Source organism: Rhodococcus erythropolis R138, from assembly GCF_000696675.2.
GTDB lineage: Bacteria > Actinomycetota > Actinomycetes > Mycobacteriales > Mycobacteriaceae > Rhodococcus_F > Rhodococcus_F erythropolis.
Genome location: NZ_CP007255.1, coordinates 5,827,096 through 5,849,292, shown reverse-complemented (window position 1 = coordinate 5,849,292; position 22,197 = coordinate 5,827,096). Strand labels below are relative to the sequence as shown.

General features: G+C 62.3%; 20 protein-coding genes. 12 read left to right on the top strand and 8 right to left on the bottom strand.

What is annotated here, in order from left to right; all coding sequences use genetic code 11:
• Window positions 1-3: 3 nt before the first annotated feature.
• From H351_RS26885 to H351_RS26875, 3 genes are all read left to right on the top strand, one after another.
• Window positions 4-1,038 carry an ABC transporter substrate-binding protein gene (locus H351_RS26885; RefSeq protein ID WP_020906369.1) on the top strand — a complete coding sequence of 345 codons (1,035 nt, stop codon included), beginning with the start codon at window positions 4-6 and terminating at the stop codon, window positions 1,036-1,038.
• Window positions 1,039-1,193: 155 nt separating this feature from the next.
• A complete protein-coding gene (locus H351_RS26880) occupies window positions 1,194-2,087 on the top strand; it encodes a phosphoribosylaminoimidazolesuccinocarboxamide synthase (RefSeq protein ID WP_019747067.1) in 894 nt (297 codons plus the stop codon).
• Window positions 2,084-4,198, top strand: a complete 2,115-nt coding sequence (locus H351_RS26875) for a S9 family peptidase (protein ID WP_019747068.1) — start codon at window positions 2,084-2,086, stop codon at window positions 4,196-4,198. The genes H351_RS26880 and H351_RS26875 overlap by 4 nt, the downstream gene beginning before the upstream one ends.
• A gap of 12 nt (window positions 4,199-4,210) precedes the next feature.
• On the opposite strand, the gene H351_RS26870 is transcribed toward H351_RS26875, so the two are convergent.
• Window positions 4,211-4,900 carry a response regulator gene (locus tag H351_RS26870; RefSeq protein WP_003945570.1) on the bottom strand — a complete coding sequence of 230 codons (690 nt, stop codon included), beginning with the start codon at window positions 4,898-4,900 and terminating at the stop codon, window positions 4,211-4,213.
• On the bottom strand, window positions 4,897-6,483 hold the full coding sequence (locus H351_RS26865) for a sensor histidine kinase (RefSeq protein ID WP_019747069.1): 1,587 nt from the start codon (window positions 6,481-6,483) through the stop codon (window positions 4,897-4,899). Before H351_RS26865 ends, H351_RS26870 begins: the two co-directional genes overlap by 4 nt.
• A gap of 119 nt (window positions 6,484-6,602) precedes the next feature.
• On the opposite strand from H351_RS26865, the gene H351_RS26860 reads away from it, so the two are divergent.
• Entirely contained in the window at window positions 6,603-8,015 is a 1,413-nt protein-coding gene (locus H351_RS26860; protein WP_003945501.1) for a C4-dicarboxylate transporter DctA, read from the top strand.
• Window positions 8,016-8,146: 131 nt separating this feature from the next.
• Here the strand turns inward: H351_RS26860 and H351_RS26855 are convergent, their stop codons facing one another.
• The 3 genes from H351_RS26855 to H351_RS26845 form a co-directional block, all read right to left on the bottom strand.
• Window positions 8,147-9,370, bottom strand: a complete 1,224-nt coding sequence (locus tag H351_RS26855) for an acyl-CoA dehydrogenase family protein (protein ID WP_029254554.1) — start codon at window positions 9,368-9,370, stop codon at window positions 8,147-8,149.
• Complete coding sequence (locus H351_RS26850; RefSeq protein ID WP_020968556.1) at window positions 9,367-10,644, bottom strand: acyl-CoA dehydrogenase family protein; 1,278 nt, start codon at window positions 10,642-10,644, stop codon at window positions 9,367-9,369. The genes H351_RS26855 and H351_RS26850 overlap by 4 nt, the downstream gene beginning before the upstream one ends.
• A gap of 125 nt (window positions 10,645-10,769) precedes the next feature.
• Window positions 10,770-11,756 carry a sucrase ferredoxin gene (locus tag H351_RS26845; protein ID WP_244891402.1) on the bottom strand — a complete coding sequence of 329 codons (987 nt, stop codon included), beginning with the start codon at window positions 11,754-11,756 and terminating at the stop codon, window positions 10,770-10,772.
• A gap of 122 nt (window positions 11,757-11,878) precedes the next feature.
• On the opposite strand from H351_RS26845, the gene H351_RS26840 reads away from it, so the two are divergent.
• The 4 genes from H351_RS26840 (at window position 11,879) to H351_RS26825 (ending at window position 15,805) form a co-directional block, all read left to right on the top strand.
• Window positions 11,879-12,817: an ABC transporter substrate-binding protein gene (locus tag H351_RS26840; protein ID WP_020906375.1), complete on the top strand. Its 939-nt coding sequence runs from the start codon at window positions 11,879-11,881 to the stop codon at window positions 12,815-12,817.
• A 97-nt stretch (window positions 12,818-12,914) separates the two neighbouring features.
• Complete coding sequence (locus H351_RS26835) at window positions 12,915-13,412, top strand: glutathione peroxidase (RefSeq protein ID WP_003945816.1); 498 nt, start codon at window positions 12,915-12,917, stop codon at window positions 13,410-13,412.
• 100 nt (window positions 13,413-13,512) lie between these two features.
• Entirely contained in the window at window positions 13,513-14,217 is a 705-nt protein-coding gene (locus H351_RS26830) for a DUF2334 domain-containing protein (protein ID WP_019747074.1), read from the top strand.
• 226 nt (window positions 14,218-14,443) lie between these two features.
• Window positions 14,444-15,805: an Ig-like domain-containing protein gene (locus H351_RS26825; RefSeq protein ID WP_029254556.1), complete on the top strand. Its 1,362-nt coding sequence runs from the start codon at window positions 14,444-14,446 to the stop codon at window positions 15,803-15,805.
• An 8-nt stretch (window positions 15,806-15,813) separates the two neighbouring features.
• On the opposite strand, the gene H351_RS26820 is transcribed toward H351_RS26825, so the two are convergent.
• Window positions 15,814-16,461, bottom strand: a complete 648-nt coding sequence (locus tag H351_RS26820; protein WP_029254557.1) for an MBL fold metallo-hydrolase — start codon at window positions 16,459-16,461, stop codon at window positions 15,814-15,816.
• Window positions 16,462-16,626: 165 nt separating this feature from the next.
• Here H351_RS26820 and purS point away from each other — a divergent pair, with 165 nt between their 5' ends.
• Window positions 16,627-16,866 (top strand): phosphoribosylformylglycinamidine synthase subunit PurS, encoded by a 240-nt coding sequence (gene purS / locus H351_RS26815; RefSeq protein WP_003945817.1) that lies wholly within the window; start codon window positions 16,627-16,629, stop codon window positions 16,864-16,866.
• On the top strand, window positions 16,863-17,540 hold the full coding sequence (gene purQ / locus H351_RS26810) for a phosphoribosylformylglycinamidine synthase subunit PurQ (protein ID WP_003945887.1): 678 nt from the start codon (window positions 16,863-16,865) through the stop codon (window positions 17,538-17,540). The genes purS and purQ overlap by 4 nt, the downstream gene beginning before the upstream one ends.
• Before the next feature lie 79 nt (window positions 17,541-17,619).
• On the opposite strand, the gene H351_RS26805 is transcribed toward purQ, so the two are convergent.
• On the bottom strand, window positions 17,620-18,840 hold the full coding sequence (locus H351_RS26805) for a pyridoxal phosphate-dependent aminotransferase (protein WP_003945423.1): 1,221 nt from the start codon (window positions 18,838-18,840) through the stop codon (window positions 17,620-17,622).
• A 138-nt stretch (window positions 18,841-18,978) separates the two neighbouring features.
• Between H351_RS26805 and H351_RS26800 the strand changes: the two genes are divergently transcribed.
• Both H351_RS26800 and H351_RS26795 read left to right on the top strand, forming a co-directional pair.
• Entirely contained in the window at window positions 18,979-20,385 is a 1,407-nt protein-coding gene (locus H351_RS26800; RefSeq protein WP_003945572.1) for an aminotransferase-like domain-containing protein, read from the top strand.
• A 57-nt stretch (window positions 20,386-20,442) separates the two neighbouring features.
• Window positions 20,443-20,889 (top strand): hypothetical protein, encoded by a 447-nt coding sequence (locus H351_RS26795; RefSeq protein WP_029254558.1) that lies wholly within the window; start codon window positions 20,443-20,445, stop codon window positions 20,887-20,889.
• A 6-nt stretch (window positions 20,890-20,895) separates the two neighbouring features.
• On the opposite strand, the gene H351_RS26790 is transcribed toward H351_RS26795, so the two are convergent.
• Window positions 20,896-22,104 (bottom strand): macrolide family glycosyltransferase, encoded by a 1,209-nt coding sequence (locus H351_RS26790; RefSeq protein ID WP_029254559.1) that lies wholly within the window; start codon window positions 22,102-22,104, stop codon window positions 20,896-20,898.
• Window positions 22,105-22,197 lie beyond the last annotated feature (93 nt).

The following is a 22,197-nucleotide window of genomic DNA, read 5'->3' as shown; positions in this document are numbered from 1 at the left end:
CAGATGGAGTTCAACATGCGGGTTCAAGGTCTGTCGTGGTTTCGCCGCGCAGTGGTGATCGGCGCAGCAGCTGCGCTGGCGGTCGGCGTCGCCGGCTGCAGCAACTCCGAGGAGGCGTCGTCCGAATCGTCGACGACAGCCGCGAGCTCGCAGACCCGTGTCTTCGAGGCACAGAACGGATCCATCGAGATCCCGAGCGACCCGCAGCGGATCGTGGCCTGCGGATACGCAGTTCTGCCGCTGATTCAGGCGGGAGCGAACCTGGCAGCAGTATGTGAGTGGACCCGTGAACTCGGCAACATGGACGACAAGACCAAGGCCGCTTACGAAGCTCTGCCGAAGGTCGCGCCCGACGGCAACGTCTCCCAGCTCAACTACGAGGGAATCGTCGCTGCCGAGCCCGATCTGATCATCATGGGTGTTCCCGCTCGTGTCGAAAGCCAGCTGGACATGGCGCAGCTCAAGGCGGCCGCTCCCGTCGTCTTCCTGGGACCGACGGTTCCTGCTGATTGGCGAGTGCTGGGCGAGCAGTTCGCCGATGCCGCGAATGTCTCCGACACCTACGGCGAGTTCAAGGACGACTACGACGCCAAAACCGCCGAACTGGCCGCGAAGTACAAGGACAAGCTCGGCTCGCTGACCTTCGGCGGCGTGTGCAACGTCTGCAAGCCGGAGGCCGGCACCTTCTCACGCGAGTACGCGTCTTCGTACACGACCAATCTCTTCGACGGACTCGGACTGCAGTTCCCCGGCACCCCCGCAGACCCCGCCGACATCCACGTCGAACAGGTATCCATCGAGAAGATCGGCGAAAATCTCGGAAATGTCGACGTGATCGTCTACGGCCTCAACGCCGACGGCTCGATGTCTCCGCAGTTGCAGGAGCTGGTCAATTCCGAGCTGTGGAAGGAATTGCCCGCAGTGAAGGCCGGCAACGTCGTCCAGGTCCAGCATTCGCTGGCCGCGACCTATCAGACGGCTCTTCTGACGCTGGATTCGATCGACGAGGGCCTGTCGAAGCTGCCCGCAAACCAGTAGTTCATCGACTGTGACGGTGGCCTCTCGCCTGCTGGCGAGGGGCCACCTGCATATCCGGATGAGCAGGGCGGACAGCTCTCCGAACGGCGAGGACGCTTACCTGTCCCGGCTACCGGGGTTCTGTACGAACTGCGAACGCCCGATAGGGTGACCGGGTGCGTCCTACACTTGATTCCTACACTCATCTGGCCGGTGGCAAGGTCCGTGACCTTTACACGATCGACGACGAGCATCTGCTGCTTGTCGCGAGTGATCGGATCTCGGCCTACGACCACGTGCTCAGCACGCCGATCCCGGACAAGGGTCGCGTGCTCACCGCGATGAGCGTGTTCTTCTTCAACGTCCTCGGTGGCACCAACCACCTGGCCGGCGAGCCCGACGACGATCGCATCCCGGAAGAGGTTCTCGGCCGCGCTCTCGTGGTGCGCTCCCTCGACATGGTTCCCGTCGAATGCGTCGTTCGTGGCTTCCTCACCGGCTCCGGCCTGGTCGACTACAACAACACCGGCGCAGTGTGCGGCGTCGCGTTGCCCGAGGGCCTCGTCGAGGCGTCGCGGCTGCCCGACCCCATCTTCACCCCGGCGTCCAAGGCAGCTCTCGGGGATCACGACGAGAACATCAGCTTCGATCAGGTAGTGGAGAAGGTCGGCCAGAAGCTGGCAGTGCAGCTTCGCGAGGACACTCTCGACGTTTATGCCCGCGCCTCCAACTTCGCGGCCGATCGCGGAATCATCCTTGCCGACACCAAGCTCGAATTCGGTCTCGACTCCGGTGGAAACCTCGTGCTCGCCGACGAGGTGCTCACCCCCGACTCGTCGCGCTACTGGCCTCTCGAAGGCTACGAAGCGGGCAAGGTGCAGCCCAGTTTCGACAAGCAGTTCGTGCGCGACTGGCTCACGAGCCCCGAATCCGGCTGGGACCGTAGCTCGGACACGACACCGCCGCCGTTGCCGCAGGAGATCGTCGACGCGACTCGGGCACGCTACATCGAGGCGTACGAGCGCATTTCCGGTCTGTCCTTCGACGATTGGGTCGGTCCCAGCGCATGAGCCTGATCCCGCCGGTCGCAAAGAAGGTCCCCGCCGAACGTACCCATCACGGACACACGTTCGTCGATGACTACGAGTGGCTGCGGGACAAGGACAACGCCGAGGTAGTCGCATACCTCGAAGCCGAAAACGCGTACACCGACGAGCAGACGGCCGCGCTCGAGCCGTTGCGCGAGAAGATCTTCCAGGAGATCAAGTCGCGGACGCAGGAAACCGACATGTCGGTGCCCACTCGCATGGGTAAGTGGTGGTACTACTCGCGCAGCGTGGAAGGCAAGTCGTACACCGTCCAGTGCCGGTGCCCCATCGCCGGTGAAGACGACTGGACTCCGCCCAACCTGACGCCCGGCGTCGAGCTGGCCGGCGAGCAGATCCTCATGGACGGCAACGTCGAAGCCGAAGGGCACGAGTTCTTTTCGCTCGGCGCGTTCTCCATCAGCGAGGACGGCACGTTGCTCGCGTACTCGGTGGACATCGTCGGCGACGAGCGGTACACCTTGCGGTTCAAGAACCTCGAGACCGGTGAGATGCTCGCCGACGAGATTCCCGATACCGCGCCTGGCGCCACCTGGGCGATCGACCACAGTCACGTCTTCTACATGACGGTCGACGATTCCTGGCGTCCGGACACCGTGTGGCGTCACAAGCTGGGAACGCCGCAGAGTCAAGATGTTTCGGTGTTCCACGAGCCCGACGAGCGGTACTGGGTTTCGGTGGGGTCTACCCGCAGTGAGAAGTACCTGATGATCTGGGTCGGTTCCAAGGTGACCAGCGAAGGCTGGATGCTGGAATCGGCGAACCCGGAAGGCGACTTCCGCGTCATCATCCCGCGTCGCGAGGGCGTCGAGTACGGCGCTGAACACGCGGTGATCGGGGGAGAGGACCGCTTCCTGATCCTCCACAACGACGTCGTGGACGGAGTCAAGGCCGAGAACTTCGTGTTGGTGGAAGCTCCCGTGTCGGATCCGACAAACATGACGACGCTGATCGAGCACAGCGCAGACGTTCGTCTGGAAGAAGCCGAAGCTTTTGCCGGACACCTCGTCCTGAGCTACCGCCGCGAGGCGCTCACTCGGGTTGCCGTGTGGCCGTTGACGGATGACGGCTACGGCGAGCGTCACGAAATCGACTTCGACGAAGAACTCTTCAGCATCGGTATGGGGTCCAACCCGGAATGGGCGCAGCCCACCATCCGACTCGGCTTCACGTCGTTCATCACTCCCGGGCAGGTGTACGACTACTACGTCGCCAGTGGTGAACTGGCACTGCGCAAGTCGCAGCCTGTTCTCGGTGACTTCGATGCGAGTAATTACGAGCAGCGTCGCGACTGGGCAGTGGCCGACGACGGAACCCGCATTCCGCTCTCGATCGTGAGGCGCGTAGGTGCGCCGGAAGGTCCCGCGCCGCTGCTGTTGTACGGCTACGGTTCCTACGAGGCGAGCATCGACCCGTCGTTCTCGGTTGCCCGCTTGTCGTTGCTCGATCGCGGCGTCGTCTTCGTGGTCGCACATGTGCGCGGCGGCGGCGAGATGGGTCGTCACTGGTACGAAAACGGCAAGACGCTCACGAAGAAGAACACTTTCACCGATTTTGTCTCATGCGCAAAGCATTTGATCGACACCGGTGTCACAGCCGCTGATCGGATGGTTGCCGACGGCGGTAGTGCGGGTGGATTGCTGATGGGGGCTGTCGCCAACCTCGCCCCGGAACTGTTTGCCGGCATTCTCGCCAATGTTCCGTTTGTCGACCCGCTGACGTCGATTCTCGATCCGTCGCTGCCGTTGACGGTCATCGAGTGGGACGAATGGGGAGATCCGCTGCACAACAAGGACGTCTACGACTACATGCGCTCGTACAGCCCGTACGAGAACGTGGAAGCCAAGGACTATCCCGCCATTCTTGCGATCACGAGCATCAACGACACCCGTGTTCTGTACGTGGAGCCGGCCAAGTGGGTCGCAAAACTGCGCGCCACCAAGACCGGTGATGCTCCGCTACTTCTCAAGACCGAGATGAGCGCCGGACACGGCGGTGTCAGCGGTCGGTACGAGAAGTGGAAAGAGGTCGCGTTCGAGTTCGCCTGGGTTCTCGACACGGTCGGCGCAAACTAGCTTCTGTGTCAATCAGGTTCTGCGGTAACGAACCTGAGGGCGCCCAGCGCGCCCGTACTCGGTCTCCCGGGTGAGCATGCCGTCGTCTGCCAGCTTTTCCAGGTAGCGCCAGGCCGTCACCCGGGACACGCCGACCGATGCTGCCACCTCTGCAGCGGTCACCGGTCCCTCAGAATCCCGGACAGACGCTGCGACGAGTCCGAGTGTTTGAGACGCAAAGCCTTTCGGTGCCGCTGCTCGATCGTCGGACGTTCGTAGTGCGGACATCGCGCGGTCGATGTCGTGTTGACTGACCGCAGACTCTCCAGCGGGAAGTGCTGCACGATATTCGAGGTAGCGCTCGAGCTTGTCGCGGAATGCTGCGAAAGTGAACGGCTTGAGAAGATAGAGGACGATCCCGCGAGCCACGGCGCTTCGGACCACCTCCAGATCGCGCGCCGAGGTAACCGCGATGATGTCCGGACTGGGCCGCAACCCGCCCAGGGCGGAGGCCACGTCGAGACCGCTGGCGTCGGGCAACCCGATGTCGAGCAGGACCAGGTCGATGGGCTGGTCGGTGGCATTGGCCGCCGTAACTGCACGCACGGCGGCGTTCCCGGAATGAACCACGCCGTGGACCACGAATTCCGGCACACGCTCGACGTAGGAACGGTGTGCCTGCGCGATCAACGGTTCGTCGTCGACTATCAGTACACGGATCATCGCGGTGCTTCCGCCTCGCGCAGCGGGATACGGACAACCAGCATTGAGCCCATCGCCGGCTCGCTGGTGAGCGTGCCGCCGTGCCGTTTCACAACTTGAGAGACCAGTGCGAGACCGAGTCCGCGAGAGCCGGATTTTGTGGAGTAGCCACGGCCCTTGGCCTTTTCGAGTGCTTCGGGTGTCATTCCCGGGCCGCTGTCGGCGACGGCAACAACCATCATCGAATCCTCTTCCATTACCGTCACTTCCACCCACGGAGACTCGCTCGCGCGCGATGCGTCAATAGCATTGTCCACGAGATTGCCGACCAGCGTGACCAACTCGCGTGCATTGAGCGAAGGAACCGGACCGAGCGCGGTGTCTTCCGTGATGGTCAGGTCGACCCCGCGTTCGGTCGCTTCGCTCATTTTCCCGAGCAGTAGTGCGGCCAGCGCCGGCTCGTGGACCGCATTCATCAGACGATCGATCAGCTGTTGGGACACCCGCAATTCGTTGGTGGCGAAGGCCACTGCGTCCTCGTTTCGCCCCAACTCGACCATCGTGATGATCGTGTGCAGACGATTTGCACTCTCGTGGGCTTGCGATCGAAGCGACTCGGCAAAACTTCGTACCGAATCCAATTCCCCGAGTACGTTCTGAAGTTCGGTGTGATCGCGAATTGTCAGCACGGTGCCAATTCTGTTGCCCTCCCACTCAACCGGGTGTTGGTTGACCACCAGCACACGCTTGTCGGTGAGATGCACTTGATCCTTCGCGGGAGAGGCGTCGTCGACCCGCATGGTCTCGGGGATGGATGAAAGTGGCACGGGCCCGTCCGGTAGATCGAGGAGGCGACGTGCTTCGTCGTTGACGATGTCCACTCTCGCGTCTTTGCTTCGGCCTTGCCCGATCACCACCAAACCCTCACCGATGCTGTGCAGTACGGCGTCGTGGTGCTCGTACATGGTGCGCAGTTCGTCCGGAGCCATTCCCAGGGTCTGTCGCCTGATGCGTCGGCTCACCAGAAGTGAACTCAGGAGGGCGGCAAGAAGACCGCCGCCGGCAACGAACAGGATGACCGGAACACTTTGGGCGAACTGCTTGCTGATCTGCTCGCGGGTGACACCGGCAGAAACCAGACCGACCAGGGTTCCGCCGGAATCGTAGACAGGAGTGACTGCGCGGATCGACGGCCCCAGCGACCCGGCGTACGTCTCCGTGAAGGTCACGCCGGCGAGTGCGCGGTCAATGTTTCCGTTGAACAGTTGACCGATCAGCTCCGGGCTCGTGTGGGTGAATCGAGTGCGATCCGGCGCCATCACCACGATGAAATCGACGCCGGTTGCCTGTCGTATTTTCTCGGTCTGTGGTTGCAGAATCGCGGTCGGGTCCGGGCTCGTCAGGGCGGCCGCCGTCGAATCCGACAGGGCGAGAGTCTGCGCTATCGAGCTCACCTGCCTGCGGATCGCGTCGTCGCTGTCTCGGCGTTCGTCGACAACTGCGAGCGCGGCCCCCACGCCGATGACCAGCGCCAACAACGCCAATTGCAGGAGCAGGATCTGCCTGGCGACGCTCATACGTCGGCCGGTCTTTCGTTCGACCATCGAGCGCCTCCTGAACGTAATGAACACAAACTTCCGGGCCCACCTGTTTGCAACAAGAATTCTCCACGACTCGAAGTGATCCCGATCACTTCACAGATATCCGATCCAAAGGACACCCCATGAGCAGCACGGCAACAGGGACAGTAGACGGTTCCCCACAGCCCGAGGGCACCAAGGCAAAGCGCGACAAGACGCATTGGCTCTACATGAGCGTCATCGTCGCGGTTATCGGCGGCATCCTCGTCGGTTGGCTCGCACCCGAGTTCGGTAAGTCCGTCGGTGTACTCGGCACGTTGTTCGTCAGCCTGATCAAGATGATGATCAGCCCGGTCATCTTCTGCACCATCGTGCTCGGCATCGGCTCGGTTCGAGCTGCGGCCAAGGTCGGCAAGGTCGGCGGCCTCGCACTCGCCTACTTCATCGGGATGTCCACCATCGCACTCGCGATCGGCCTGGGCGTCGGCAACCTGCTCAACCCGGGCAGCGGCCTGAACATCACGCCCAACGCGGCCTCCGTGGCCAAGCTTGCAGATCAGGCCCACAGCGCGGGCGGTACCTGGGACTTCATCGCGTCCATCATTCCGACGTCGATGCTGTCCTCCCTCACCGCCGGCAGCGTGCTGCAGACTCTGTTCGTCGCCCTTCTGGTCGGCTTCGCGATCCAGTCGCTCGGCAAGTCGGGTGAGCCGATTCTCAAGGCCGTCGGATACATCCAGAAGCTCGTGTTCAAGATCCTGACGATGATTCTCTGGCTCGCCCCGATCGGTGCTTTCGGCGCCATCGCCAGCGTCGTCGGCCAGACCGGTTTGAACGCCGTCGTCCAGCTCGGAACCCTGATGATCGGCTTCTACCTGACCTGCCTGATCTTCGTCTTCGGTGTTCTCGGAACGCTGCTGCGCGCCGTCACCGGATTCAACATCTTCAAGCTGGTCAAGTACTTGGCCCGTGAGTACCTGCTCATCTTCGCCACGTCATCCTCCGAATCGGCACTGCCGCGTCTGATCGCCAAGATGGAGCACGTCGGCGTCGAGCGCACCACGGTGGGCATCGTCGTTCCCACCGGCTACTCGTTCAACCTCGACGGCACCGCGATCTACCTGACGATGGCCTCGATCTTCATCGCCGACGCCATGGGACAGCCGCTCGCCTTCGGTGAACAGCTCTCGCTGCTGGTGTTCATGATCATCGCCTCCAAGGGCGCTGCGGGAGTCAGCGGCGCCGGTCTGGCCACGCTGGCCGGTGGACTGCAGAGCCATCGCCCCGAGCTTCTCGACGGCGTCGGACTCATCGTCGGAATCGACCGCTTCATGTCGGAAGCGCGAGCGATCACCAACTTCTCGGGCAATGCGGTCGCGACTCTCCTGGTCGGCGCGTGGACCAAGACGATCGACAAGGAACGCGTCATCGAGGTGCTCGACGGGAAGATTCCGTTCAACGAAGCCACGATGCTCGACGACGAGGACGAAGAAGAGCAGCACAAACTCGAAACGGCTCCGACCGGCACCAAGCAGTCATTTGTGAGCCATCACTAGATACTTCCGCTCTGCTGAACGTTTGACCGCACAGCAGGCGCGGAACCCGATCTACGATCAGTGATCCTGGTCGTAACGATGAAAGAGACCGCCGCACTAACCGTGCGACGGTCTCTTTCTGTTCGTGGGTGCTATGTGTACCAGGTGGGTTCGGGAATCTCGCCGGTCAGAAAACGACTACCGACTTCACGGCGCTTGTACGCGAGCGGATCGTGAAGGGTATGCGTCCGGATGTTGCGCCAGTAGATATCCAGGCCGACATCGTTGGACGTGGCTCTGGCACCGGTCAGTTCGAAGATCTTGTTGCTGATCTCCAAGGAGACGTCGGCGGCGCGAAGTTTTGCGGCCGCAATGCGTACGGCGAGGTCGCCGCGAGCCTGCTCGGTGAGGTTTTCGCGAGCGTCGTGGAGCACGGCGTCGGCCTCACGGCTGACCTGATCCACGAAGGCCTCCGCCGCCCACAGCTTCGATTGCAAGTCGCCGTAGCCCTCACGGAGGTACCACTCGTCGGTTGCGATTTCGCGGTTGTCACCGCCGTACGGCCATGGACGCGTACGGGTTCGGGTGTACTCGGCCGCAGTGTCCAGTGCGCCACGCGCGATCCCGAGGTAGAAGTTCGCGAACACGATCTCGATCGCCGGGAAGTTCAGGGTGTTGTAGACCAGAGGTTGGAATTCCTTGTCGACAAAGCCTGCCGCACTTGCCCAGTCGACCTCGACGTCGTTGATCTCGACACTGCCCGAATCGGTGAGGCGCTGCCCGAGGTTGTCCCAATCGCCGCGGAAGACTATGCCGTCCTGAGCAGTCGGCACGATAGCGAACACATGCGTCGCAGTTCCGTCGATGATTCCTTCGAGCACCGTGAGGTCGGTGACTCGTCCGCCGGTGGAAAACGACTTCACACCGTTGAATACCAGGGTGTCTCCGCGATCCACGACGGTGAGGTCGGTGTCTCGAGGGTTCACCGCGCCGCCGAAGAAGAATCGGTTGCTCGTGTACAGCTCCTCGACAGCGGAGATCTGCGGATCGGTTCCGACCAATCTGGCTGCCCATGCCCACAGGTAGTGGTACCCGAGCAGTTGCCCGATCGAGCCGTCGGCGCGCGCGATCTCCCGAACCACCTTGTAGGCGGTCTCCCATCGCTGCCCACCGCCGCCGAACTCGATCGGACCCAGCAGTGTCACCAGACCACTGTCCTTGAGCAGCTGAACTTCTCGAAACGGTGGTTCGCCGGCTCGGTCGCGGGCGAGCGCGTCGGCGGCAAGGATGTTGCTCACCTCGCGAGCGCGGTCGATCCAGCCTTCGGATGTGTCGGGAACGCCGACGAAGACTTCGGTTTCACTGGTCACGGTCATGCCTGTACATCCTTTTCGGTCGGTGCAGTCCCGATGGCCCACACGTAAATCGGTTCGGTTCCGTTGATTTCGTAGTCGCCGACAACTTTGGATTTGAAGACGACCGGGTTGTGGCTGGCCACGGTGCGGGCATTGCGCCAGAACCGATCGAGATCGAGGTCGCGGCTCACTCCGGAAGCGCCGAGTGCGTCGAAGATCTTGGCCGTGGCCGGAACGACGAGTCCGATCGAGGCGACCTGCCCTCGCCCCGAATCGATTTCGGCTGCGATGTTGGCGGCCTTCTCTTCCTCCGGCGAGCCGGAGAATGCGGCTTCGTATGCCCATTGGGACGACTGTGCTGCGTGCAGCGCCACGGCCTCGGCTGCAAAGGCAGCCGAGGACACCTCGCCGACAACTTGCTGGATCTGCGAATCCTGCGCGTATCTCGGAGCGTTGCCGTGACTGAAGGTTCGAGTACGCGAGGCGACTCGACGAGAGATCTCGGTTGTCGCAGCCTTGGCGATGCCGGCGAGAGTGGCGAGATGGAACAGTTGGTAGAACGCGGTCTGGTATTTGAAGCGCGTCGAGAAGTCGAAGATGTTCTCCGGCTGGACTATTGCGTTCTCGTAGACGGACGAGCCGGAGCCAGTCGTCTGCTGGCCGAACCCGTTCCAGTCGTCACTGTGTGTGACACCGGGTTGTCTCGCTTCGACTGCGGCGATCACGAATGCGCCGGTGTCGGTGCGCTGCGAGTACAGGTCGATCCAGTCGGCGAAAATGGAACCCGTGCTGTAGAACTTTGCCCCGTTCGCCAAGAAATGGTCGGAATCGGGTGCGGGCGAGACCTTGGTGTTGGCTTCGCCCAATGCAACGTCGCCGATTTCGGTCCACGCATTGCCGACCAACTGTCCCTCCGCGAAGCGTCGGAGCCAGGTGTCGCGCTCAGGTCCGGGGTCGGCGACCAGTCGGTCTTCGACAAACGCGAAATGACCGCGCAGTGCCTGGGTGATGTTGGAATCGGCGCTCGACAACTCGACTAGTAACCGGATCAATTGCGGGATGCTCGCGCCGGATCCACCGTGTGTTGTCGGCACCCGAACGGCGCCGAAGCCTGCTTTCTTGAGTGCGTCGATCTGTTGGAAGGGAAGCACGTGATCGCGTTCGCGTTCGACGACGGCTTGTGCGATGTCCGCGAAGATCGGACGGAATTTTGCTGCCAGTGTTTCGTAGTCGACCTCACTCTTGATCGGATCTGCAGACCGGGAAACGGCATTCGGCGTCAGTGCGGTGGTCATGGGAAGAATGCAAGCTGTAATCACCAGGGGCGTCGATCCTTCATCGCGACCTGATTCGAAGTGTTGTCAGTCCGCGCAAATCTCGGTTCGATGGCCTGCCGGGCAGTTGGGCCGGAATCGAATGGTCAGTGTGATTGCTCGTGAAGGTGTTCTACGATCCATCCGTTCCATTCGACAGTTCCTCCGGAACCACAATCGTGTCGGAACGGCTGCCCTGGAGAGCCGGGTCGAACGACCACGCGAAAGTCTCTCGCCTCCAATCGAAGATCGACAGTCGTATGTTCTCCGTCGACGCTCTCGGCGACACTCTCGAGTGCGTCCGTCGCGACGATGCCGGTAACGCGTCGGACTGCGTGTTCGGCGGCCTGAGCGGCCTGTGACAGTGCCGCTCGGCCGCGCAGGTGCAGCAGCTCCAATTCTCCGGCTTGGTATTTTTCGGCTGCATCGATTGCGGAGTTGCCGTCCAGTCGGCTGAAATAGACTGCGGCGGGCCACGCAATCATGTTGGCCGCGAAACGATCTCCGCCGATGTGACTGCATTCCCACACATCTGCGATCTGTGCCGCGTTCAGCGCCGACACGACCGGGCGACCGAGTTCCGCGCAGCACGCATCCTTCTTTCCATGTGTGCAGACCGCGAAGAGCGGTTCCGTGCGGGAGCGGCCGAAGTCGGGTTCCACTCCGGTGGCCATCGATTCGAACGGCAGTACCGACAGGTCCTCGTATCGGTCGACCGACCCTTCCCGCATCCACTGACGTGTGCCGTCCGTCCAGGCGAGTACACACGTCGGGGTGAGGACTCGGCGGATACGGGGCCGCCGGATCACCACGAGGCGGATACGACCCTGCGCTGCGTAGATTTTTTCGGTGAGTGCGACTGGGAGAACGTCGTCAGGAGCGGACGCCGGCCAGGGGCCGGGGTGCTCGATCAACACCCACAGATGTGTCATTCCGGCGCGACCGACCATCTGTTCGCCGGCGGTCGACGACTGCCGTGTACAGGCGTGAGGGCGTCGACTGGTTTGCGGATTGGCGACAAATTCCGGAAAGCACTGCATAGATGCCTTCCCCAGGACACCGTCGCTGCAGGTGTGGCAGGGAAGGGAAGACATGATGAGGCTCCAGTCTCGTAGGTTAGGCTCACCAGACTATTGGATGGTGAATCCTTTGCTCAGCCGTGGTGAATGCGCGTGGCTGTGACGGTCGAAAGCAGTCGGTAACAGGAGTGTTGGGAATGAAACGCAGTAACTCGCGGGCGAAGTACGTGCTGGGTGGTTTCGTCCTCGCCGCCATCGTGGCAACGACAACGGCGTGTGGCAGTGACGACAAGACGGATACCGACAGTCAGTCCGCCGACACCGTGCACGCGGTCACCCATGCCCGCGGAACCACGGACGTACCGATGGATCCGCAGAGAGTTGTCGTGCTCGAGCCGGTTCAGCTCGACACATCGGTGGCACTGGGCGTGATTCCCGTGGGCACTGCGGTCCTCAGCGAGACGACCGGGGTTCCGGCGTACCTCGGTGAGAAGGCCGCGGAGATCGAGATGGTCGGCACCGTCGCGGCACCGAACCTCGAGAAGATCGTCGCACTGAGCCCGGACCTGATCATCGGAACGGAATCGCGGCACGGTGATCTGTACGAGCAGCTCGCTGCCATCGCGCCGACCGTCTACATGGCGACCCAGACCGATCCGTGGCAGGACAATGTCCAGTTCGTCGCAGAGGCGTTGAACAAGACCGATCAGGCAGGCGAACTGCTCGGTGACTACACGGCACGCTGCGAGGAAGTGGCGAGCAAACACAGCACCGAGGGCAAGACCGCTCAGCTCATCCGTCCACGCGACGACGTGCTGACGCTGTACGGACCCACGTCGTTTGCCGGAAGCACTCTCGAATGCGCGGGACTCACGATTCCCGCACGCGACTGGGAGAACTCGATCTCCGTCGACCTCTCCCCGGAATTCGTCTCCGGAGCCAACGCCGACCTCATCCTGGTCACCTCCGCGAAACCGGCCGATGCCAGCACGATGCCGAAGGCCGTGGCGGACAACGCCGGATTCTTCCCGAACCCACATCTGGTCGACATGTCCTACTGGATCACCGGCGTCGGACCGCTCGGCGGCCTCACCGTTCTGGACGACCTCGATCGCATTCTCGGAGCATCGAAGTAGCAGTAGGTGAGAACAAGCAGTAGGTGAGAACAAGCAGTAGGTGAGAACAAGTAGTGGGCGAGAACTGGCGGTCGGCAAGAGTCGCTAAGTTGGACCTATGACAACTCCAGTACAGAACATCGCGATCAACACCCTCGGTGGCGTGCCCACCTCGTTGGGTGAATACGACGGCCGTGCCGTGCTCGTGGTCAACGTGGCATCCAAGTGTGGACTGACCCCGCAGTACTCGGCGCTCGAGAAGCTGGCCAGCGAGTACGCCGATCGCGGTCTGACCGTGATCGGCATCCCGTGCAACCAGTTCATGGGGCAGGAACCGGGTACCGCCGAAGAGATCGAGACGTTCTGCTCCACTACCTACGGCGTCACGTTCCCGCTCCTCGAGAAGATCGAGGTGAACGGCGAGAACCAGCATCCGCTGTACGCCGAACTCACCAAGGCTGCCGACGCCGAAGGCGCTGCGGGCGACATCCAGTGGAACTTCGAGAAGTTCTTGATCGGACCGGACGGCACCGTCGTCAACCGCTTCCGTCCGCGGACCGAACCTGACGCTCCCGAGGTTGTCGCCGCCATCGAAGCCGCGCTTCCCAAGAATTAGTAGCCGCGCTTCCGAAGAACTAGTAGCTGTGCTGAAAACTGCCGCCGGATGATCATCCGGCGGCAGTGTGCTGTTCACCCACAGCTGCCACTATCGGAGTATGTCCGCAGAACTGATCGTGTCGGTATCCGGAATCAGAGACGAGACATGTTATCTCGCTGCCGGATTCGCAGACGAGATGGACGCTCGAGGTGTCCGCCTGTCGCTCCTGGTGGCGCCGCGACTGAAGGACAAATATCGACTGGCCGACGACGCGGTGACGACGGCCTGGCTGCGTGAGCGTCGTGAGCACGGCGACGCCATCGTTCTGCACGGCTACGACCAGGCCGCGACCAAGCGTCGTCGAGCCGAGTTCGCCACTCTGTCGAAGCACGAAGCAAAACTGCGACTACTCGCTGCGGATCGGGTTCTCGAGCATGCAGGCCTTCGGACCCGGGTGTTCGCACCGCCGCGCTGGGTGGCGTCGCCTGGTGCCATGTCGGTGTTGCCGGAGACCGGCTTTCGGACGATGGCAGGCCTCGGCGCAGTACACGATCTGACCCGTGGAACCTTGCAGCGGGGAAGGGTTTTCGGTATCGGCGAGGGCTTCAAGGCCGAGCCGTGGTGGTGTCGCGCATTGGTTCTCGGAGCCGGGCGCGCCGCCAAGCGTGGGGGACTGGTCAGATTGTCGATTACTGCCAAGCAGTTGGGAAACGAGGGCCCACGTCAGGCTGTTCTCGACGCTGTGGACCTCGCGCTTTTTCATGAGGCCACCTCGCAGGTATACCGATGGAACTCCCCGTCGCAGGAACTCGGCGCTGCCTGAATTCGGTCATTGGCAACTATTCGATAGCTGCGAGATGGTGTCGTGTGTCCGGGTTGCCCGAGCAGGCAGAGTCTTCGCATTTATCCCGTTCCTTGCAGGCAGTAGGGCCGATTAGGTCAAAGTCGCATAAAGTGGACGTTGAATTCGAGTATGGCGTCGCCCAACCTTTTCGCTGCTACAGTGCGTGCAGTTAATCTGCCGCTAGTAGACGAAGTTGAGGTTCACCATGCGCGCACGAGGGTTCTCCAAGTCGGCCGAGGGTCTTGTCGCTCTGGCTGTGGGCGCAGTCGTCTGTGCTGCAATCGTCCCGGCAGTTGCGTCTGCCGCTCCGACCGGCGTGGTTCACACGCTGCCGACAGGCGGTGTCGACGGCGGTGCGAGCGAAGGCACCCGCACCGCAACTGTCGACGACGAAGGTGAGCAACTCACACTGCGGCTTCACAAGATGAATCTGCGGGGATCCGACTTCTCGATGGCCGTACAGGAAAGCGGCGGCGAGCTGACCGATGTGGTGATCCCGGCGCCCCGTTCGTACATCGGCAGTGTGGAAGGGCATCCGGACGCAATCGTCTCGGCCATCGTCGACTCCGCCGGAACACTGCGCGGGCAGGTGATTTTCGATCGTGGTGCTTCGATCGAGTTCGTGGGATCCGACGTGGTCGGTCGCAGCACGGCGCCGATCGACGCAAAACCCAAGTGGCCGACCGCCTCTATCGCCTCGGCCTCGGCCGCAAGCGTCGGCAAGACGGTGAAGCAGTTCGTGGTGGGATTGGATCTGAGTGGCGAGTGGTACTCCGCGCACGGCGCAGGCAGTCCCGCCGTCGCTCTGGATCGGGCCGAGGAATCAATGGCCCGAACCGCTGCTATCTGGATCAGAGACGTCGGAATTCGGCCGATCTTGGGTCGGGTTGTCCTTCGCGCCGATGCTGCGAGTGACCCGTATTCGAGCAGTTGTGAAGACCTCGACCAGTTGGAAGGTCTGTGGTCCGATCAGGTCGGGACGAGCGTCGACCAGGCGACTGTCGTCTGCGCTTCCGGTGGCGGCAATGCCTACTACTCGAGGTTCGAACTCGATCACAGCTACGCGCAGGTCGGTGCCGAGCCCGATGGCAACTTCAGCCGCGTCCTCCGCCACGAGTTGGGCCACAACTTCTACGCCGACGATTATCACGGCGGCGGCGCCGAGGGATCGACCATCATGAACGGCAACGACCTCTCGCGCTTCGACGGCACCGAATTTGCTGCCATCGTCGATGCCGCCGACGTGGCCTCGGCTCGACTCGACGACGTCGGTCGGTACACGGCAAGCCCGATCCCGCCGTACGCCGCACTCGACACCGAGCAGGTCCGCTCAGGTGGCACAGTCACCGTCGACGCCGTCGCGAATGATCATGACAGCAACGGAGATTCGATCAAGGTAACCGGGGTCGAGGCGACGTCACTTCTCGGTGGCACCGTAAAGCTCGAAAACGGCGAAGTGGTGTTCGAGGCCGGAACGAAGACAGGCACCGACAGGATTCTCTACACACTCACCGACGCAGCCGGTGGGACGAGCACCGGCTGGATCGTCGTCGATGTGAGTGCGTGAGGACTGAATCAGGCGACTTCGACGCTCGACTCCTCACCGAGAACTCGGAACTCGGTACCGTCGGCAGCCATTTCCGAGTAGCGACCGTAGAAGATGCCTGTGGCTTCGTCGCGGATGATCGCTTGATGGATGGGAACCGCGACGCGCGGCGCTACCGCGCGAAGGTAGTCGATGGCCTCCGAGATCTTGAGCCACGGTGCGGCGGCGGGAAGGGCAAGAACGTCGACCTTCTGTTCGGGGACGTAGAGGGAATCGCCGGGATGCATGAACTGCGCCGGGTTGGTGGCGTCGCCGAGGAGGAACGCGGTGTTGTCGATCATCGGTAGGTCCGGATGGATGATCGCGTGCTCTCCGCCGGTTCCGGTCACCTCGACGTCGCCGATGCTGAACCGGTCGCCCGGCCGGACTCCCGTCCAGCGCCCACCGAGCTTCTCAGCCGTCTGCGGATCGCTGTACAGCACCGCGTCGGGGTTTGCTTCGGCCAGTTCGGGTAGCCGCGCCGGGTCGGCATGATCGGGGTGTTGATGTGTCACGAGGATGGCGTCGAGGCCGGTGATGCCTTCGAATCCGTGCGAGAAGTTGCCGGGATCGAAGAGGATTTTCGATCCGTTCAACTCCACGAGCACACAGGAATGGCCAAAATGTGTCAGTCGCATGATTTCGAGTATGCGCCGCCCTGGAGTGACTCGCAGGCGGGTTTCACAGGTGGTGGCCGTCACGCCCCGATCACTCGATGCGAACCATCTCGGGTCCGCCCGGTAAACTGGCCATCACCCGAGCGTTTCACTCCGGGTTCGCGCACTAGTACCGAGGAGCAGCACGTGGCCCGTGTCGTCGTCGAAGTCATGCCCAAGGCCGAGATTCTCGACCCCCAGGGACAGGCAATTGTCGGGGCACTGTCTCGCCTGGGCTTTGCAGGAGTATCCGATGTCCGTCAGGGCAAGCGGTTCGAGTTGGAGATCGACGGCAGTGTCGAAGACGCCGAACTCGAGAAGATCGCCGAAGGCCTGCTGGCCAACACGGTGATCGAGGATTGGACCGTCAGGCGAGTCGAGGCATGAGCGCACGTATCGGAGTAATCACTTTCCCCGGCACGCTCGACGACATCGACGCGGCTCGGGCAGTGAACCTGGCCGGCGGTGAAGCTGTCGAACTCTGGCACGGCGATGCAGACCTCAAGGGTGTCGACGCGGTCATCGTGCCCGGCGGATTCTCGTACGGCGATTACCTTCGTTGCGGCGCGATCGCACGTTTTGCTCCCGCGATGGGCAAGGTTGTGGAAGCAGCCAAGGGCGGCATGCCGGTCCTGGGCATCTGCAACGGTTTCCAGATCCTCTGCGAAGCAGGTTTGCTGCCCGGTGCCCTGACCCGTAACCAGGGTCTGCACTTCATCTGCCGCGACGAGTGGTTGACGGTCGAAGCCAACAACACGGCGTGGTCCTCGCGATACGAGGCCGGCGCGCAGATCCTCATCCCCCTCAAGTCGGGTGAAGGTCGCTTCCAGGCGTCCGAGAAGGTTCTCGACGAACTCGAGGGCGAAGGCCGCGTCGTCTTCCGTTACTCGGAGGAGAACCCCAACGGCTCGCAGCGTCGTATCGCCGGCATCTCCTCGGCCAACGGCCGGGTCGTCGGTTTGATGCCGCACCCCGAGCACGCCACCGAGGCTCTCACCGGTCCCAGTGACGACGGATTGGGCTTGTTCTACTCGGCCCTCGACGCGATCGTCACTGCCTGATCGCCTGCTGATTTTCACCACTGAACGCCGACCGGAAATCCGGTCGGCGTTCAGTCGTATGTGGGCCCGGTACCCAGGGCTACTGGCTGTAGGAACTGAGGAAGTTGCCGAGTCGCTCGAGTGCCGTCGAGAGATCGTCGGTGTTGGGGAGAGTCACCAACCGGAAGTGATCGGGTTCGATCCAATTGAACGCGCGACCGTGGCTGACAAGAATCTTCTCCGATTCCAGTAGATCGAGAACGAACCTCTCGTCGTCGACGATGCCGAACTTGTCGACGTCGAGCTTGGGGAACAGGTACAGCGCCCCGTCGGCCTGTTGGCAACTGATCCCGTCGATGCTGTTGAGCGTGGTGTGTGCGAGATCGCGCTGGGCCGTCAGCCGACCTTGTGGAAGCAACAGGTCCTCGATGGACTGGCGTCCGCCGAGTGCAGTCTGGATAGCGTGCTGCGCCGGCACGTTGGCACACATTCGCATGTTGGCCAGCAATTTGATGCCTTCGATGAAGCTCGACGCCCGCTCGAGTGGTCCGGTGATGGCCAGCCATCCGGCTCGGAATCCGCACACGCGGTAGGCCTTGGACAGTCCCGAATACGTCAGACACAGAACGTCTCGCCCGGTCATCGTCGCAAGGTTTGTCATGGATCGGCCGTCGTAGACGATCTTTTCGTAGATCTCGTCGGCGAAGAGCATCAGATCGTGTTTGCGCGCTAGATCCACGAAGCGTTGCAGCACCTCCGTCGAGTAGACGGCGCCCGTCGGATTGTTGGGATTGATGACGACAATCCCTCGGGTGCGCGGCGTGATCCGAGCTTCCAGATCGTCGAAGTCCGGTGCCCAGCCTTGGCTTTCATCGGTGAGGTAGTGCACGGGCGTGCCGCCGGCAAGTGAAACCGAAGCCGTCCACAAGGGATAATCGGGAGCGGGAATCAGGATCTCGTCCTCTGGATTGCAGAGGGCCTGCATCGTCAGGGTGATCAGTTCGGACACACCGTTTCCGAGATAGATCTCGTCGACGGTGACGTCGGTGATACCCCGCGTCTGGTAGTACTGGACCACCGCAGTGCGCGCCGAATACAGTCCGCGAGAATCGCAATATCCCTGCGCGGTAGGGAGATTGCGGATCATGGCCATCATGATTTCGTCCGGAGCTTCGAACCCGAAGGGGGCCGGATTGCCGACGTTGAGTCGCAGGATCGTGTGTCCCTGATCCTCGAGTTCTTCGGTCTTGTCGAGAATTCGCCCTCTGATGTCGTACCTGACATTCTCGAGCTTGCGGGCCTGATCGATGGGTGTGTTCACGCGGTTACGTACCTCTCCGGTTCGGGTGGGTGAGTTGTGTTTCAGATGAGAAGGGCGCCTCAGGGTTCGGTCTGGAAACGGACATTGATTCGCGATAGCGCTGGCGGCGAAAGAAGAGTAGCGCTACTATGATTCGACATGTCCAATGATAGCAGTTCGAGGATTGTCGCAGCCTTGCGTGAGTGGATCGCGACGGCTCCTCCAGGCGCGAAGCTTCCGTCCACTCGGTCGCTCGTCAGCCTGCACGGGGCGAGTCCGGTCACCGTGCAGAAGGCGCTGCGAACACTGGTATCTCAGGGGGTTGTGGAGGCTCGTCCCGGTGTGGGGACCTTCGTGCGCGCAGCGCGCGTCGTGCGACCCAACGACTACGGGTGGCAGACAGCGGCGCTCGGATCGCCGAACTATCGTCTGCAGTTGCCCATGGCGCTGCAGTCCACCTCCAACGACGTGATCGCGCTGCATTCCGGCTATCCGGCCCGAGAGCTGTTGCCGGAAGGTCTGGTTCGTGCAGCCTTCACCAGGGCGACGCGAACCGACGCCGTGTTCAATCGGCCCCTCGCTGCCGGGCTTCCGGAACTGCAGTCCTGGTTTGCCTCCGAATTGGGTTCCGCCACTCCTGCCGGGATCACTCCGCCGGGGCCGAACGACGTGGTTGTACTTCCCGGCAGTCAGGGTGGGCTTGCGACGTCCTTTCGCGCGTTGGTGGGGGAGGGGCGTCCGTTGCTCATGGAATCGCCGACCTACTGGGGAGCGATCCTGGCCGCCGCGCAGGCTGGAGTCACGGTCATTCCGATTTCCAGCGGCGCCAACGGTCCTGATCCTGAAGAGCTTTCGCGTGCATTCGAACAGACCGGTGCCCGTGCGTTCTACGCACAACCGAGCTTCGCGAGTCCGACCGGAGCGCTGTGGTCGCCGTCGTTGGCTGACAAGGTTCTCGACACCGTCCGTCGGCACGGCGCATTCCTCATCGAGGACAGTTCGGCGCTCGACTTCGGAATCACCGCAGATCCCAGCCCCATCGCTGCACGAGACGACAGCGGTCACGTCGTCTACCTTCGTGCGCTGACCAAGAGCGTGTCCCCATCGGTGCGAGTTGCCGGATTGATCGCTCGGGGTCCGGCGTACGAGCGGATTCTGGCTGATACACAGGCAGATTCGATGTACGTCAGCGGGATGCTGCAAGCGGTAGCGCTCGACGTCGTGACCCAACCGGCCTGGCGAACGCACTTGCGCAGGCTTCGTCACCAACTCGAGGCCAGACGCGACCTCCTCGTCTCGAGTCTGCGCGAGCATGCGCCGGACGCTCACCTCGATGCCGTACCGCAAGGTGGACTCAACCTCTGGCTTCGGCTCCCGGACACCACGAACCTCGAACGTGTCGTGCAGGACTGCCGGTCGGCCGGCGTCATCGTCGGAGCCGGTGACGATTGGTTCCCGGCAGAACCGACTGGAAAGTTCTTGCGGCTCAACTACGCCGGACCGAACCCGGGTGAGTTCCCCGACGCCGCCCGCATCATCGGCCGAGCAATCACACAACATATGTAGAACTTCACCTCGCTGGTGGTTGACCTGAACTTCCGTTGAGGTTTTATCGTCGTGTCCATGAACAAACAAGCGATGCAGCCACCGGCCAATCAGCCGATCGGATTCTGGACAGCGCGTGCCGGTGAAGCGATTCGCGCGCGCACGCGCGGAGCGCTCGAAGCAATCGGCGTGACCCAGCCGGGGTGGTGGGTCCTGCACCAACTTTCGCTGCACCCTGAAGGGGTGGAGCGAGCTGTCCTCCTGCGAACGATCGGTCCGAACGAATCAACCGACGTGATCGACGCGGCCGTCGACTCTGCTCTCGACCTGGGCTGGGCGCGTGACGACGAGTCTGTCCTTCTCCCTACTGATGCGGGCACCCAGCAGTTCGATCGCGCCGCGCGGGTACAGCAGATGCTGCAGGAAGAGCGGATGCAGGGAATCAGCGAAGAAGAATTCGTCACCACCATCACGGTTCTGCAGCGAACCGTCAAGAACGTGGGCGGCGACGCCTGGCACTGGTAGCCACCACTACCGCCGCCCGCTGACTGGCAGGGCGGCCTCGATCAACTCGACGGCACGAGATACACCGCCCGCCGCTGCGAGTTCTTTTGCCAACTCTGCACTGCGTCGGCGGAACTCGTCCGAGCTCACCCGAGTCAGCGCCTCACGAAGCTCTACTGCCGTGACGGTGGCGCCGTCGACGCGTACTGCGACACCGGCGTCGACGAGCGAGTCGGCGTTGCCGAACTGATCGACGGCTTGCGGCACCGCGATCATGGGCGTGCCGGTCACGAGCCCCTCGCTGGATCCGCCCATACCCGCGTGGGTCACGAATGCGTCGGCCTGCTGCAGAATCGCGAACTGCGGTACCCAGCGGTGTATTTCGACGTTGCCGGGCAGTGGTCCGAGATCCGAGATCTGCACCTGCTTTCCGATCTGGAGGACGACGTGCCAGTCGTCCGTCTGGCCGAAAGCCTCGACGCAGGTGCGATAGAAATCCGGATGATCGGTGAAGGCTGAACCCAGCGAAATCAACACAAGCTTGCGTTCGGGATCCGGGTTCACCCAGGGTTGATTGCTCGGTTCGAGTGCGGGGCCGACAAACGTGTAGACGTCGCGGTTCACGCGATCGGCGTTGGGCTGCATCGATTCTGCGATCAGCACGATTGCACGGGGTGGGCGTCCGGTGAACTCACGCGGATCGACCTCGACGCCTTCGGCGCGGAAGAACCGGGCCTCGCGATCGAGTAGGTCGACGCCTCTCGGATCGGAACGAATCTCGTCGTACATCGGTGCGGCGTCGTCTTCGTAGCCGTCCCAGGCAACATACGTCGGCGACAACTGGATGATGGGAACGTTCCACTGCTGAGCCAGTATTCGCGCGGGAATCCCGGCGATGTCGTAGAGAAAGAGGTCGGGACGGTCGTCGTCGTAGATTTGGCGCAGCTGCGGCAGCATCGCCTCGTAGTCGTCCTGGAAAATCGTCAACTGATCGATCAGATCCCCATCCCAACTCTTCTCCGGTTCGGCGCCGTCAGGGGAAGGAACGAGGCTGGGCAGCGTGGAGACGTACGGTGCGAATTCAGCCCCGGTCGCCTCGATGACCTCGCGCATCGACTCGTCGTTGGCGTAGGTGACGCGGTGACCGGCGGCGACGAGACGCGCGATGATCGCCAGGCTTGGATTGACGTGGCCAGGTGCCGGAATGCTCACCATGGCGATATGTCTGCGGGTCATCGATCACTCCTGTCGTCTGACTGTTGTCGAACAACAACTGTTCTGGAACAACTCCGGATACCGGACCGAGACTATCCACCAGGATGGGTAACG

Coding starts and splice junctions, on each gene's coding strand:
- H351_RS26825 (WP_029254556.1), top strand. CDS start 14,444: ATGCGCGCACGAGGGTTCTCCAAGTCGGCCGAGGGTCTTGTCGCTCTG.
- H351_RS26870 (WP_003945570.1), bottom strand. CDS start 4,900: ATGATCCGTGTACTGATAGTCGACGACGAACCGTTGATCGCGCAGGCA.
- H351_RS26835 (WP_003945816.1), top strand. CDS start 12,915: ATGACAACTCCAGTACAGAACATCGCGATCAACACCCTCGGTGGCGTG.
- H351_RS26885 (WP_020906369.1), top strand. CDS start 4: ATGGAGTTCAACATGCGGGTTCAAGGTCTGTCGTGGTTTCGCCGCGCA.
- H351_RS26800 (WP_003945572.1), top strand. CDS start 18,979: ATGTCCAATGATAGCAGTTCGAGGATTGTCGCAGCCTTGCGTGAGTGG.
- H351_RS26840 (WP_020906375.1), top strand. CDS start 11,879: ATGAAACGCAGTAACTCGCGGGCGAAGTACGTGCTGGGTGGTTTCGTC.
- H351_RS26855 (WP_029254554.1), bottom strand. CDS start 9,370: ATGACCGTGACCAGTGAAACCGAAGTCTTCGTCGGCGTTCCCGACACA.
- H351_RS26795 (WP_029254558.1), top strand. CDS start 20,443: ATGAACAAACAAGCGATGCAGCCACCGGCCAATCAGCCGATCGGATTC.
- H351_RS26790 (WP_029254559.1), bottom strand. CDS start 22,104: ATGACCCGCAGACATATCGCCATGGTGAGCATTCCGGCACCTGGCCAC.
- purQ (WP_003945887.1), top strand. CDS start 16,863: ATGAGCGCACGTATCGGAGTAATCACTTTCCCCGGCACGCTCGACGAC.
- H351_RS26845 (WP_244891402.1), bottom strand. CDS start 11,756: ATGTCTTCCCTTCCCTGCCACACCTGCAGCGACGGTGTCCTGGGGAAG.
- H351_RS26830 (WP_019747074.1), top strand. CDS start 13,513: ATGTCCGCAGAACTGATCGTGTCGGTATCCGGAATCAGAGACGAGACA.
- H351_RS26875 (WP_019747068.1), top strand. CDS start 2,084: ATGAGCCTGATCCCGCCGGTCGCAAAGAAGGTCCCCGCCGAACGTACC.
- H351_RS26860 (WP_003945501.1), top strand. CDS start 6,603: ATGAGCAGCACGGCAACAGGGACAGTAGACGGTTCCCCACAGCCCGAG.
- H351_RS26865 (WP_019747069.1), bottom strand. CDS start 6,483: ATGGTCGAACGAAAGACCGGCCGACGTATGAGCGTCGCCAGGCAGATC.
- H351_RS26820 (WP_029254557.1), bottom strand. CDS start 16,461: ATGCGACTGACACATTTTGGCCATTCCTGTGTGCTCGTGGAGTTGAAC.
- H351_RS26850 (WP_020968556.1), bottom strand. CDS start 10,644: ATGACCACCGCACTGACGCCGAATGCCGTTTCCCGGTCTGCAGATCCG.